A 13,953-nucleotide genomic window follows, 5' to 3' on the forward strand; every position below is an offset into this window, starting at 1 on the left:
GCGACGCGATGACGAGTCAGACGGACCAACTGCACGCGCTTTCGGGCGCGAGCGAAACGCCGGTCGAGAATGCGGCGCTCGACAATTTCGAGCACGGCTTTCCGCCGGGTTTCGGGCCCGGCCGCTGGGGCTTGCTAGCCTATGCCGTCGCGCTCGCATTCGCCTGTTTCCAGATCGCGATCTCAGCCTGGCATGTGCTGCCGAGCCAGGCGGTGCGCGGCGTCCATGTCGGCTTCCTTCTGCTGCTCAGTTTCGGCCTCGTCGCCAATTTCAAGGCGAAGACCAATGCAGGGCGCTGGGCTGGCTGGGCGCTGGGTGTCATCGGTTTCGGTGTCGGCCTCTATCAGCTCGTCTTCTACGCCGATCTGATCCTGCGCGATGGCGATCCCTCGACCGCCGATCTCGTGGTTGGAACGCTGCTGATCGTTCTCATCTTCGAGGCCGCGCGGCGGCTGATGGGCAATGCCCTGCCGATCATGTGCGGTGTGTGCCTGCTTTACTGGTTCTTCGGCCAGTACCTGCCGTCGCCGCTCAATCATCGCGGCTACGGTTTCGATCAGATCATCGGCCATCTGTCCTTCGGCACTGAGGGGTTCTACGGCGTGCCGACCTATGTGTCGGCGACCTATATCTTCCTCTTCATCGTCTTCGGCTCCTTCCTGGAGAAGGCCGGGATGATCCACCTCTTCAATGACGTTTCGCTTGGGCTCTTCGGCAGCGCGCGTGGGGGCCCCGCCAAGGTCGCGGTGTTCTCCTCCGGCCTGATGGGCATGATCTCGGGCTCGGGTGTCGCGAATGTCGTCACGGTCGGGCAGTTCACGATCCCGCTCATGATCAAGTTCGGCTATCGGCGCGCCTTCGCCGCCGGAGTCGAAGCCACTGCCTCGATGGGCGGGCAGATCATGCCGCCCGTGATGGGGGCGGCCGCCTTCATCATGGCCGAGACGCTGGGCGTGGATTATTCGGAGATCGTCAAGGCCGCAGCAATCCCGGCAGTGCTCTATTTCGCCTCGGCGTTCTGGATGGTGCATCTCGAGGCAGGCAAACACGGCCTCAAAGGCATCGAGCGGCGCTTGCTGCCCAGCCCGCTCAAGGCCCTGCGCGAGCGCTGGTATCTGGCGCTGCCGCTCGCCGTGCTGGTCTTCATGCTGTTCCACGGCTTCACCCCGCTCTTCGCCGGCACGATCGGGCTAGCGCTGACCGTTGGCCTGCTGCTGGGCACCGGTGTCGCGCTCGGGTTCAAGACGATGACGCTGCGCGTGATCTTCTGGGTGGGCCTCGGCCTGATTGCGGGGGCGCTGCTGCGCAACGGGATGGACGTCAGGGTTGTCGCGGGGCTGATCGCCGGTTTGATCGCCCTGAACGCCCTCACCATCGGCGGTCGCGCCACGCTGGTGATCTGCCGCAATGCGCTGGCCGATGCGGCCAAGACCGCGCTGCCTGTGGGCATTGCGTGCGCGATCGTCGGAACCATCATCGGCCTGATGACGCAGACGGGCATCGGCACGACCTTCGGCGCCTGGGTCATCGGGCTCGGCAAGACCAGCCTGTTCCTGGCATTGGTCCTGACGATGATCCTGTCGATCCTGCTCGGCACCGGGATCCCGACGATCCCGACCTACATCATCGTGGCAGCCTTGGCGGCTCCGGCGCTAGAGCAGCTTGGCGTACCGCTGATCGTGAGCCACATGTTCGCGTTCTACTACGGCATCATGGCCGATCTCTCGCCGCCCGTGGCCCTGGCGGCACTCGCGGCGGCGCCGATCGCGAAGGAAAACCCGGACAAGATCGGCTGGGAAGCGATGCGGGTCGCGCTGGCGGGCTATGTTATCCCATTCATCGCGGTCTATTCGCCGGCGCTGATGCTGCAACAGGGCGATCCGATGTCGGCCCTGATCGGTTTCTGGCCTTCGGTGATCTACGCCGTTTTCAAGGCCAGCGTCGCCATCGGTCTCTTCGGGATCGTTGCCATCGGCTATCTGTTCGACCGTCTCAACGTGACGGAACGCATCCTCGCCTTCGTGGCTGCGGTGTTCCTGTTCGGAGAGTTCGCCTATAGCGACGCGCTCGGCTATCTGCTCGCTGCCGCGTTGGTTGCACGCCACTGGTGGGAGACGCGCGGCCAGCGGGCGAGCAGCACAGCGTGAGCCTGTGCCTGGCGGCCGGCGCACTCGTCGTCGCGCTCGGCGCCGACGAGATCACGCTCGGCTGGCGGCATTCGGTACAGAAGACGCTGTGGGAAGAGGTCTGGAGGGAGACGCCAGACGGTCTGCGGCTCGTCGAGGCCCGCATCGAAGGATCAGGAGCCGGCATGGACCCGCCCGACGGCGCGAGATTGCGCGACGGCTTCTGGCGCTGGACACCGGCCTTGCCGGCACTCGCCGAGGTCGTGATGCGGCGCTCGGGCGCGACGGCGGACTGGACGATCTGTGTCGGGGCAGCTTGCCGGCCAATGGGCAGCTATCTGCCCGAAGAGGCCGATCCGGTCGTTCTCAAACCCTGCGGCTGAGGCCGTGTGGCTGAGTTCAGTGGCGCTCGCCGATATGCTCGAACTTGAACACGCGACGCATGAAGGCGAGCATCCCGTAGGCCGCAAAGCCCGAGAACAGCGCCATCAGGATATAGCCGACGATATGGCCGAGCTCGAAAAGCCCGGCGAGGGCCCAGCCCGATGCCAGTGCGACGCCGAAGAGCTCGACGGCGATCAGAATGCCGAGCGAGATCACCATGATCATGGTACGCCAGGTGCCACTCTCTTCAGCCATGTTCGTTCCTTGAGAATTCATGCGCGCTACGACCTAGCCGACGCGCTGCCGGCATGCAACAAAATCGCGCCACTCGGCAAATGGTTGCTCCCGGCTGGATTGAAATCCCCCTGATGATCGATACGCCTGTTTTCTCCACTGGTGCCGCAGCTGCGCCCCATCGCCTCGCCTCGGAAGCCGGGCGCGCCGTTCTCGCCGAGGGGGGCAATGCGATCGAGGCCATGGTGGCGATGGCGGCGACCATTGCCGTGGTCTATCCGCATATGAATGCCATTGGTGGTGACGGGTTCTGGTTGGTGCACGAGCCCGGCGGCAAGGTGCATGCGATCGAGGCCTGTGGTCCGGCGGGCACATTGGCGACGATCGAGCGCTATCGCGAGAAGGGGCATGACAGCATCCCCTCGCGCGGCGCCGATGCGGCGGTGACCGTTGCTGGTGCGGTCGGCGGTTGGCAGGCCGCTCTGGAGCTGGCGAAGACACTCGGCGGGAAAATGCCGGTGCGCGATCTGCTCGCCGATGCGATCACTCATTGCGACGCCGGTTACGCCGTCCCGGACTCCGAGCTGAGAACCTGGCCGCAAGAGGCAGAGGCGACAAAGCTGGCTCCCGGTTTCAGCGACTTCTTCTGGCCGGACGGCGAGCGGCCGACGGCGGGTGCGCGCCGGAAGCCGGATGCGCTCGGGGGTACCTTCAAGCAGCTGGCCGATGCCGGGCTCGATGATTTCTACCGCGGCGATATCGGCCGGGAGATCGGCGCCGATCTTGAGGCGATGGGCGCGCCGGTTACACGGGCGGATCTCACCGCTTTCAAGGCCCGCGCCGTCCAGCCGCTGTCGATGAAACTGCCAGGCCTAACCGTCTATAATTTCCCGCCTCCGACCCAGGGGCTCGCCTCGCTGTTGATCCTCGGCATCTTCGAGAAGCTCGGCGTGACGCGGGCGGAGGGTTTTGACCATCATCACGGGCTGGTCGAAGCGACCAAGCGCGCCTTTGCCATCCGCGATCGGCAGATCACCGACCCTGCCCATATGAAGGCGGATCCTGCGAGCTTCCTCACCGAGGCGGCCCTCGCCCGCGAGGCGGCGGCGATCGATCGCAAGCGGGCCGCGAGCTGGCTCTTCGCGCCTCGCGAGGGCGACACGGTCTGGATGGGCGCTATCGACGGCAACGGGCTCGCCGTCTCCTATATCCAATCGATCTATTGGGAATATGGCTCGGGATGCGTCCTGCCCAAGACCGGTATCCACTGGCAGAATCGCGGCGTCTCCTTCTCGCTCGACAAGGCCGCGCTGAATCCGCTGGCGCCGGGCCGCAAGCCCTTCCACACGTTGAATCCGCCGCTCGCCCGCTTCGATGACGGGCGCGTGGTTTCCTATGGCGCGATGGGTGGTGACGGCCAGCCGCAGTTCCAGGCGCAGATCCTGACGCGCTATCGGTTCGGCCAGAATCCCGCGACCGCAGTCGATGCGCCGCGCTGGCTCTTCGGCAAGACCTGGGGTGCCGGTTCGCTTTCGCTCAAGCTGGAAAGCCGGTTCGATCCGATGCTGCTCGCGAGGCTTACTGCCGCCGGCCACCCGGTCGAGGAGTACAGCGAAGCCTATGCCGACAGCTTCGGCCATGCCGGCATGCTGGTGAAACATCAGAAGGGCCATGTCGAAGCGACGCATGATCCGCGCTCCGATGGCGATGCGAGGGGAGTTTGAGCTTGATGGTCAAGGACGATCCCTTCCGCTGTTTCATGCCCTATCCGGACGCGCCGGTTAAGAACGCGCCGGATGGCCCGCTCGCCGGACTGACGCTCGCGGTCAAGGACCTGTTCGACGTCAAGGGTTACCCCACGGGGGCGGGTTCGCCGACGGTGCTGGCGCAGTCGGGGATCAAGACCAAGACGGCGCCGATCGTGAAGGCGCTGCTGGATGCCGGGGCTCGCTTCGTCGGCAAGACGATCACCGACGAACTCGCCTTTTCGATGAATGGCAAGAACGCGCATTTCGGCGCGCCGATCAATCCGGCTGCGCCCGACCGCATCACCGGCGGCTCGTCCTCGGGCTCGATGGCGGCCGTTGCCGGCAAGCTTGCCGATATCGCGCTTGGCTCCGACACGGGCGGCTCTGTCCGCGCGCCCGCGAGCTATGGTGGGCTGTTCGGCATCAGGCCGACACATGGCCGACTTTCACTGAAGCGGACCTGGCCGCTGGCCGAGAGCCTGGATACACCGGGCTGGTTCGCGCGCGACGGCAAGACCTTTGCCCGCGTCGCCGATGTCGTGCTCGGCAAGGATCGGTCGGTCCTGCCGGAGATCCCGCGTCTCCTGCTGGCACAGGACATGTTTGCGCAAGCGACGCCGGATGCCGAGAATGTGCTGCGCAATGTCGTGCAGCGCGCGATGCCGCTGATGGGTCAGCCCGAGACCGTCAAGGTCGCGCGCGATATCGATGCGCTCTATTGGGCGTTCCGCTGGGTGCAAGGGCGCGATGCCTGGAACGCCGACGGCGCGATGATCGAGCGGTTCCATCCGCCGCTCGGACCGGGCGTCGCCGAGCGCTTCGCCTTTTCGAAATCAGTGAGTGACGAGGACTACGCCAAGGGCGAAAGTCTGCGCAAGGCCTTCCGGGCCAAGCTTGCGCGGCTGCTGGGCTCGGACGGTGTCTTGATCCTGCCGACGGTGCCGGATATCGCGCCGCTGGTCAGCGCGACCGAAGGCGAGCTGGAGGATTTCCGCAACCGGGCACTGCGGCTACTCTGCCTGTCCGGGCTCTCCGGCTTTCCGCAGGTGACGATTCCGGCGGCCCAGCGCGACGAGGCGCCGCTCGGCCTGTCTCTGATCGGGCCGAAGGGCTCGGACAAGTCGCTTGTGCATTTCGCCGTCAAGTTCGAGCGGGCGGCACGGATCAGGATTGCGTGAGGAGGCTGCCATGAGCGGGCACGATCACCACCACCATCATCACGACCATGACAATCACTTCACGCCGATCGAGGCGCGGGTGAAGGCGCTGGAAACGCTCCTCGTCGCCAAGGGCTATGTCGACCCGGCGGCGCTCGATGCCATTGTCGAGACCTACGAGACCAAGGTCGGCCCGCGCAATGGCGCGCTGGTCGTGGCGAAGGCCTGGACGGACCCCGCTTTCGCAGAACGGCTCAGGCAGGACGGCACGGCGGCCGTCGCCGAGCTCGGCTATGGCGGCCGTGGCGGGGAGCATATCGTTGCGGTGTTCAACACTCCCGACGAGCACAATCTGATCGTCTGCACGCTGTGCTCCTGCTATCCGTGGCCGGTGCTCGGCCTGCCGCCGGTCTGGTACAAGTCGCCGCCCTATCGCTCGCGCGCCGTCATCGATCCGCGCGGCGTGCTGGCCGATTTTGGCGTGACGCTGCCCGCGGGCCAGCGCATCCGGGTTTGGGATTCAACCGCCGAGACGCGCTTCCTCGTCATCCCGCAGCGCCCTGCCGGTACCGAGGGCTGGGACGAGGAGAGGCTTGCCGGCATCGTCACGCGGGATTCGATGATCGGCGTCGGGTTGCCGAAGGCGGGAGCGTCAGCATGAATGGCGGGCAGGATCTCGGCGGCCAAATGGGCTTCGGGCCCGTTATGCCGGAGCCGAACGAGCCGGTCTTCCATGGCGGATGGGAGAGCCGCATGCTCGCGCTGAACGTCGCGGCAGGCGCCATGGGGCACTGGACCATCGACGAGATCCGGCATGCGCGCGAGAGCATCCCGCCGGCAGATTACCTTTCCTTCTCCTATTACGAGATCTGGTACGAAGGGTTGCGGACGGTGCTGCAGCGGCACGGCTTTGCGACGCCGGCCGAGATGGACAGCGGGACATCCGCAGGGGCAGGGACGACGCCTAAACGGGTGCTGAACGGCGCAGATGTCCCAGCCGTGTTGCGGCGTGGCTTTCCCTATGAGCGCGAGGCTTCGGCGTCGGCGCTGTTTGCTGTCGGCGATCGTGTGCGCGCCATCGTGATGCACCCGGCCGGCCATACTCGCCTGCCACGCTATGCCCGCGGCAAGCTCGGCCGGATCGAGGCAATCCGCGGCAACCACGTCTTCCCCGATACCGGCGCCCATGGTGCACCGGAAACAGCGCAATGGCTCTATACCGTGGTCTTCAGTGGCCCCGAACTCTGGGGCCGCGATGCGGACCCGACGTCCAGCGTCAGCGTCGAGGCGTGGGAGAGCTATCTTGAACCGGCCTGACGCAGCCCTTGCCGATGCGCTCGCAGCGGGCACGCCGATCCCGCGCGATGCGGAAGGGCCGGTCTTTGCGGAACCCTGGCAGGCCCAGGCCTTTGCGCTGGTCGTTGCGCTGCAGAACCGGGGCATCTTTTCCGCGCAGGAATGGGCGCAAGCCCTCGGGGCCGAAATCCGGGAGGCGGTCGCGGCCGGCGGCTGCCGCGACGGTTCCGATTATTACGAACGCTGGTGCGAGGCGCTGGAGCATCTCCTGATCGCCAAGGGGCTGGCCTCGCATGAGGGCGTCGAAGCGCTCGCGGCGTCCTGGGAGCGCGCGGCCGAGGCGACGCCGCATGGCAAGCCGATCCTGCTGGAGAACGACCCGCAGCGCGTGAGCTGAGGGCGCGCAACGCTTCGGCATCACTGCGGCGTGGACTTGTCACATGAGTTTGTCGGGCGCTGGATAGGGGACGACATCGCGATCGGCATCGGCTCTGCTTTCGGAGAAACATGCGGTCTGGGAGGCCCTGATGAAAAAGACGATGACTTGCCTGGTCGGCCTTGCCGGTTTGTTGCTGACCGCGCCTGCCCATGCGGCCGATCCGGCCCTCAACGGGCGTATCGAAAAGCTCACCCGCAACACGCAATGGACGCAGAAAGCTGCCGTTCCGCTGCAATTCCCGACACATCACCCGCAAGGCATGCTGAAGATCGGCGATGCCTTCTTCGTCTCCTCGGTCGAGATCACGAAGCCGACGACCCGCTTCTCCGAACCCCGCGATGGCTATGATCGTGATACCGGCGAGGGCGTCGGCCATCTCTTCAAGGTCGATGCCGAGGGGAAGCTCCTGGCCAGCATCACGCTCGGCGAGGGCTCGATGTACCACCCCGGCGGGATCGACTTCGATGGCAAGCATATCTGGGTGACGGTTGCCGAGTATCGGCCGAATAGTCAGTCGATCGTCTACAAGGTCGATCCGGAGACGCTGAAGGCGACCGAGGTGCTGCGCTTCAAGGACCATATCGGCGGCATCGTCCACAATACCGACGACAAATCGCTGCATGGGGTAAGCTGGGGTTCGCGCCGCTTCTACAAATGGACCCTGGACGGCGAGGGCCGGGTGACCAATCCAGACGTGGCGCCTGAACAACTGCGGGTCATCAATCCCGCGCTCTATATCGACTATCAGGACTGCCACTATATCGGCATGAGCCGGATGCTCTGCTCCGGCCTCAACGCCTATCGCGCGACGAAAGACGGACCGATCTTTCGCCTCGGCGGGTTCGAGATCGTCGACCTCAGGGATAATCGGCCCGTCTATCAGGTACCGATCGAGCTCTGGTCGCCGTCTGGATTGCCGATGACGCAGAACCCGTTCTGGGTCGAGCCGACTGCTGACGGCGTGCGGGCCCATTTCATCCCGGATGACGACAAGTCGGTGCTCTTCACCTACGAGGCGACGGCCAAGTAAGGGCGACGAAGCAAAACGGACGCAAGCGCGGCGGCATCGGGGGCTCAGCTTCCCTGGGTCACCCAGAGTCCGAGGAAGAGTGCTGCGCCCAGCACGGCGACGAAAGCGGCGGCGAGCAGTTCGAGCCCTGCGATCACTCTTGCTCCGCGCAGGCTGCTGCCTCCGGCCAGTTTCAGGGCTGCGAACTTGAAGAAGACCGCGAGCGCAGCAAGCGCTCCCGTGGTCAGGGCCGTGCCGAGCGCCATGGCGAAGGTCGCGGCGATGCCGGCCCAGAGCAGCCCCTGCGAGAAGGCGAAGACGAGAATAATGAGAGCGCCGGCGCAAGGACGCAGGCCGGCCGCGAAAACCACGCCGGCCATCTCACGCCAGCCGCGCAATCGGGCGATCTCGTCGGGACCGGGCATGTGAACATGGTCGCAGGCCGGATCATGGGCGGCGGCATCGCCCGACAGGGCGAGCAGCGCCCCGGCCTTGCGCCAAAGCACCCATAGTCCGACCAGCCCGACCAGCGCGAAACTCGCCTGCTCGATCAGCGTCGTCGTCGCGCTCATGGTCGCAGCGGTCGTTCTCAAGGCGATCGTCAGGGTCAGGACCAGTGCAATGGCGACCAGCGCCTGGAGGATCGCGGCGGCAAAGCTCAAGGCGAGGCCACGCCTGAGGCCGCGATTATCGGCGACGATATAGCCGGAGATCACTGCCTTGCCGTGGCCGGGGCCGGCTGCATGAAAGACGCCATAGCCGAAGGCCAGAGCAAGCAAGCCGGGCAGGGCTGCGCCGCTGGCGTGGATCGCCTTCAGCGTCGCGGTGAGTTCGCGATAGAAGGCCGATTGCCAGGACAGGAGCAGCGCGCCGATGCCCGTCGTCGAAGGCAGGGCCTCGCGGGGCAGGGCAGTCCCGAAGGGGTTGCGCGGTGGCGGGGGCGGTGGTGGGCTTACGCTGGCAATCACATAGGCCAGCACGGCAAGGGTGCCGGCAACGGCCAGAAGCGCGAGGGCCATCAGGGCGAGCCGACGCGAGACGATCGGCAGGCGTAGCGATGTCGAACGCGCGAGACTCAGGGACATGCGACCAGCGCGCGCGTCGTGACCTGGTATCCGCTCATGTCGGGCTGGGCTGTGATGTCTTCCTGCGCGAGCTTCTGCTGGACGGCAGCGTCGAGTTTGGGCGGACGAGCGATGCGGACGACGCAGCCCTTGGGTGCATCGCGCGCGATCACGGCGTCAGCGGCCTCGGCGATGTCGAAGGCGACGAAATAGGTCGGGTCACCGATCTCGATGCCGAAGGACCGATTGGCGGTGGCTGGCTGCTTGAGGGGCAGGACATAGGTCAAGGTCAGGATCTTGTTCTCGAAGGCGAGCGCAGCCTCGCTTGGCTCGCCGAAGGCCTGCACCTTGCCGTTCGCCTTGGCGATGGTGAAGAAGCCGACATCGGGCAGGGATTCCATGTTGACCTTGGCGAGCTCCGTCAGCTCGTCGGGCGTGAGCTTGCCGTCGCCATTCTTGTCGAGCCCCTGCGTGATGAAGGCGGAATAGGCCTCGTCAAAACTCCAGATATGCTTCAGAGCCTTCACGCTGCCGTCGGGGGCGTAGATGATCTCGGTGCGCGCACTGACGAAGACATGGGGATGCGCGGCCGCGAGGCCGGTGAACCCGAACCAGGCCGCAAGTCCGGCGAGAATGAGAAGGCCGCGGCGGCATCGGGTCACGACAGGGAATCCCTCGATTTCAGCGGCGAAGCTGGCCCGACATGGTTAACCAACCGTAAACGGCGGCCGATGCCAAGGCCGGTTCAAGCCCACCCATCACTCGCAAAGGGGGCCAAATCGCGGCGCATTCTGGAACGATCCCAGGGTGATTGACCGTAACGAGGCGATATGTCAGCATTACTGACATAATATCAAGTTGGAGGCCGGACCAACTGGCCCCATTCTGCCGTAACGGGACGATCGGGGAGGTCGGACATGGCCGAGATGGAACAGAAATCCGGCACCGCAGACTTGGCCGAGGCCGGCCTGTTGCGCGAGGTCGCGCTGGACGACAAATACGACCTTTCGAAACAGCAGATATTCCTGACCGGAACGCAGGCGATCGCCCGCATGCTGATGGTCCAGCGCGAGCGCGACCGCCGCGCCGGCCTGAACACGGCGGGCTTCGTTTCGGGCTATCGCGGCTCGCCGCTGGGAGGGCTCGACCAGCAATTGCTACGGGCCGGCAAACAGCTCAAGGCCTCCGATATCGTCTTCCAGCCGGGGCTGAACGAGGATCTGGCCGCGACCGCGGTCTGGGGCACGCAGCAGGCCGAGCTGCAGGGCGAAGGCAAGCATGACGGCGTCTTCGCGCTCTGGTACGGCAAGGGCCCGGGCGTAGACCGCAGCGGCGACGTCTTCCGCCATGGCAACATGGCCGGCACCTCGCCCCATGGCGGCGTCATCTGCCTGATGGGCGACGACCACACCGCTGAATCGTCCACCAATGCGCATCAGACCGAGTTCGTCTTCGTCGACCGGATGATGCCGATCCTGAACCCGGCCGGTGTTCAGGAGATCATGGATTATTCCCTGCACGGCATCGCGCTCTCGCGCTTTGCCTCGGTCTGGGTCGGCATCAAATGCGTGAAGGACAATATCGAGTCGACGGCCTCCGTCGATGGCTCGGTCGACCGGGTCAAGATCGTGACGCCGGACGATTTCGTCATGCCGCCGGGCGGGTTGAGCATCCGCCGCGAGCTGGATTTCGTCGATCAGGAGAAGCGGCTGCATATCCACAAGCGCGCCGCGATGCTTGCCTATCTGCGTGCCAACAAGCTCAACCAGACCATCACATCCGGGGGGAAGAAGCCGCGCATCGGCATCATCACCGTCGGAAAATCCTATCTCGATGTCCGCCAGGCGATGGAAGACCTCGGCATCGATGAGGTTCGCGCCAATGACCTCGGCATCCGGCTGTTCAAGGTCGCCTGTCCCTGGCCGATCGATCCGAGCGAGTTGAAGGATTTTGCCTCAAAGCTCGATCTCGTCATGGTGGTCGAGGAAAAGCGCTCGCTGATCGAGGTGCAGGTCCGCGAGGAGCTCTATGGCTCCAAGCACCAGCCGATGGTGATCGGCAAGAAGGACGAGAAGGGCGAATGGCTCTTTCCGGTCCATGGCGCGCTCGATCCCAACGACGTCGCGATCGCGCTTGGCGCGCGGCTGCTGCAATACAAGGACGACCCTGTGCTACGGGGCCGGCTCGAGGAGATCGCCCAGGCGCAGGGGCGCCTCGCCGAGGCGCAGGATATCGCCAAGCGCACGCCCTATTACTGCTCGGGCTGCCCGCATAACAGTTCCACCGTGGTGCCCGAAGGCTCGCGCGCCTATGCGGGCATCGGCTGCCATTACATGGTGCAGTGGATGGACCGGAGCACTGCAGGCTTCACCCAGATGGGCGGAGAAGGCGCGAACTGGATCGGCGAAGCGCCGTTCTCGACGCGCCAGCACGTTTTCCAGAATCTCGGCGACGGCACCTATACTCATTCCGGCTCGCTCGCGATCCGCTGGGCGGTCGCTGCTGGCGTCAACRTCACCTACAAGCTGCTCTAYAACGATGCGGTCGCCATGACCGGCGGCCAGCAGGCGGAAGGGCATCTGACGCCCGACCAGATGGCCCGCCAGATCGCAGCGGAAGGCGTGCATCGCGTCGCGGTGGTCAGCGACGAACCGGACAAATACCCGCCGGGCACGCAATGGCCCGCCGGCACGACGATCCATCATCGCGATGACCTCGATGCCGTGCAGCGCGAGCTTGCGCAGGTTCCGGGCGTGTCGTTGCTGCTCTACGACCAGACCTGCGCCACCGAGAAGCGCCGCCGGCGCAAGCGTGGCGCCTATCCCGATCCCGACAAGCGGGTGATCGTCAACGAACTCGTCTGCGAAGGCTGCGGCGATTGCGGCGTGCAGTCGAACTGCGTCTCGGTGCAGCCGCTGGAGACCGAGTTCGGCCGCAAGCGCCAGATCGACCAGTCGAACTGCAACAAGGACTTTTCCTGCGTGAAGGGCTTCTGCCCCTCCTTCGTTACCGTGCATGGCGCCCGGCCGAAGAAGGCGGCGCCGCGCCGGCTCGATGCCGGCGCGCTCAGCGCAGGCGAGCTTCCAGAGCCGCAGGTTCCGGCCCTCGATCGCAGTTTCGCGGTCGTTGTCACCGGTGTCGGCGGCACCGGCGTGGTGACGATCGGCGCCATTCTCGGCATGGCGGCGCATCTCGAGGGCAAGGGCTGCGGCATGATCGACATGGCCGGTCTTGCCCAGAAGGGCGGGGCGGTCTTCAGCCATGTCAAGCTCGCGCCGCGGCCCGAAGACATTCACGCCATTCGCGTCGCCGCCGGTCAGGCGGATCTGGTGCTCGGTTGCGATCTCACCGTCACTGGCTCGAAGAAGGTCCTTGGCGCGATACGACCGGACGGCGCGATCGTCGTGGTCAATACGGCCGAGAGCATGCCGGGGGATTTCACCCGCAATGCCGATTTCTCGCTGCCGATCGAGCGGCTGAAACGGGCGATCATCTCGGCATCAGGGCGTGAGCGGACGCATCTCGTCGATGCGACGGCGGCTGCGAACGCTTTCCTCGGCAACGCCATTGCCGCGAACATGTTCATGCTCGGTTATGCGTGGCAGTTCGGCGGCGTGCCGCTGTCGCGCGCCTCGCTGCTCCGAGCGATCGAGCTCAACGGCGAAGCGATCGCCACGAACAAGCAGGCCTTCGAGCTCGGCCGGCGTGCGGCGCATGATCCGGACGCTCTGATCTCTGCCCTTGCGGAGGCCAAGGCGCCGACACGGGCGCGGCATCTCTCCGAGACGCTGGAAGAGATCATCGCGCGTCGCGTCGATTATCTCACTGCCTACCAGAATGCGGCCTATGCGGCGCGCTATCGCCATCTTGTCGCGCGCATCCAGGTCAAGGAAGTGCAGGTCATGCCGGGGCAGAGCGCGCTTGCCGAAAGCGTGGCGCGCTATCTCTTCAAGCTGATGGCCTACAAGGACGAGTATGAGGTCGCGCGGCTCTATGCCGATGGCTCGTTCCAGAAGCAGGTGGCCGCCACCTTCGAGAAGGACAGCGCTTCGGGTGAGAGGCTGCGCTACGAGTTTCATCTCGCGCCGCCTCTGCTCGCCAAGGTCGATCCCCATACCGGCCTGCCGCGGAAGATGAGCTTCGGCCCCTGGATGATGAAGGCCTTCGGCCTGCTGGCGAAACTGAAGGGCCTGCGCGGCACGGCCTTCGACATCTTCGGCCGTACCGAGGAGCGCAGAACGGAGCGCCGGCTGATCGCTGAATACGACGCGCTGATCGGCGAGCTGGTGAACCGGCTGACACCGGAGAACCATGCGCTCTGCGTGGCACTGACGGCAATTCCGGAGAAGATCCGTGGTTTTGGCCATGTCAAGGAACGCCACCTCAAGCAGGCCAAGGCCGAGGAGACCGATCTCCTGGCCCGGCTGCGTGACGGCTCGGCTGCGGCATTGGCCATGCCGAGAGCGGCCGAGTAGACGGACCTGACCGGGGTCGTC

12 protein-coding genes are annotated in these 13,953 nt (G+C 65.4%); 9 read left to right on the plus strand and 3 right to left on the minus strand.

What is annotated here, in order from left to right:
* Window positions 1-8 precede the first annotated feature (8 nt).
* A complete protein-coding gene (locus AC1DW9_RS08525; protein ID WP_476775346.1) occupies window positions 9-2,147 on the plus strand; it encodes a TRAP transporter permease in 2,139 nt (712 codons plus the stop codon).
* Complete coding sequence (locus tag AC1DW9_RS08530; RefSeq protein ID WP_476775347.1) at window positions 2,144-2,509, plus strand: DUF1850 domain-containing protein; 366 nt, start codon at window positions 2,144-2,146, stop codon at window positions 2,507-2,509. The genes AC1DW9_RS08525 and AC1DW9_RS08530 overlap by 4 nt, the downstream gene beginning before the upstream one ends.
* A gap of 16 nt (window positions 2,510-2,525) precedes the next feature.
* On the opposite strand, the gene AC1DW9_RS08535 is transcribed toward AC1DW9_RS08530, so the two are convergent.
* Window positions 2,526-2,765, minus strand: coding sequence for a hypothetical protein (locus tag AC1DW9_RS08535; RefSeq protein WP_476775348.1), 240 nt, complete (start codon window positions 2,763-2,765; stop codon window positions 2,526-2,528).
* A 113-nt stretch (window positions 2,766-2,878) separates the two neighbouring features.
* Between AC1DW9_RS08535 and AC1DW9_RS08540 the strand changes: the two genes are divergently transcribed.
* From AC1DW9_RS08540 to AC1DW9_RS08565, 6 genes are all read left to right on the plus strand, one after another.
* Window positions 2,879-4,468 (plus strand): gamma-glutamyltransferase family protein, encoded by a 1,590-nt coding sequence (locus AC1DW9_RS08540; protein WP_476775349.1) that lies wholly within the window; start codon window positions 2,879-2,881, stop codon window positions 4,466-4,468.
* A gap of 5 nt (window positions 4,469-4,473) precedes the next feature.
* Window positions 4,474-5,670, plus strand: coding sequence for an amidase (locus tag AC1DW9_RS08545; RefSeq protein WP_476775350.1), 1,197 nt, complete (start codon window positions 4,474-4,476; stop codon window positions 5,668-5,670).
* 10 nt (window positions 5,671-5,680) lie between these two features.
* On the plus strand, window positions 5,681-6,310 hold the full coding sequence (nthA, locus tag AC1DW9_RS08550; protein WP_441487877.1) for a nitrile hydratase subunit alpha: 630 nt from the start codon (window positions 5,681-5,683) through the stop codon (window positions 6,308-6,310).
* A complete protein-coding gene (gene nthB / locus AC1DW9_RS08555) occupies window positions 6,307-6,966 on the plus strand; it encodes a nitrile hydratase subunit beta (protein ID WP_441504312.1) in 660 nt (219 codons plus the stop codon). Before nthA ends, nthB begins: the two co-directional genes overlap by 4 nt.
* A complete protein-coding gene (locus AC1DW9_RS08560; protein WP_441504313.1) occupies window positions 6,953-7,342 on the plus strand; it encodes a nitrile hydratase accessory protein in 390 nt (129 codons plus the stop codon). Before nthB ends, AC1DW9_RS08560 begins: the two co-directional genes overlap by 14 nt.
* 130 nt (window positions 7,343-7,472) lie before the next feature.
* Complete coding sequence (locus tag AC1DW9_RS08565) at window positions 7,473-8,414, plus strand: DUF6454 family protein (protein WP_441504314.1); 942 nt, start codon at window positions 7,473-7,475, stop codon at window positions 8,412-8,414.
* 44 nt (window positions 8,415-8,458) lie between these two features.
* Here AC1DW9_RS08565 and AC1DW9_RS08570 read toward each other — a convergent pair whose 3' ends face one another.
* Complete coding sequence (locus AC1DW9_RS08570; RefSeq protein WP_476775351.1) at window positions 8,459-9,478, minus strand: nickel/cobalt transporter; 1,020 nt, start codon at window positions 9,476-9,478, stop codon at window positions 8,459-8,461.
* Entirely contained in the window at window positions 9,469-10,119 is a 651-nt protein-coding gene (locus AC1DW9_RS08575; RefSeq protein ID WP_441504316.1) for a DUF1007 family protein, read from the minus strand. The genes AC1DW9_RS08570 and AC1DW9_RS08575 overlap by 10 nt, the downstream gene beginning before the upstream one ends.
* 255 nt (window positions 10,120-10,374) lie before the next feature.
* Between AC1DW9_RS08575 and AC1DW9_RS08580 the strand changes: the two genes are divergently transcribed.
* Window positions 10,375-13,932 (plus strand): indolepyruvate ferredoxin oxidoreductase family protein, encoded by a 3,558-nt coding sequence (locus tag AC1DW9_RS08580; protein WP_476855070.1) that lies wholly within the window; start codon window positions 10,375-10,377, stop codon window positions 13,930-13,932.
* Window positions 13,933-13,953: the final 21 nt, after the last annotated feature.

Source organism: Allobosea sp. P4_E12 (assembly GCF_056401655.1).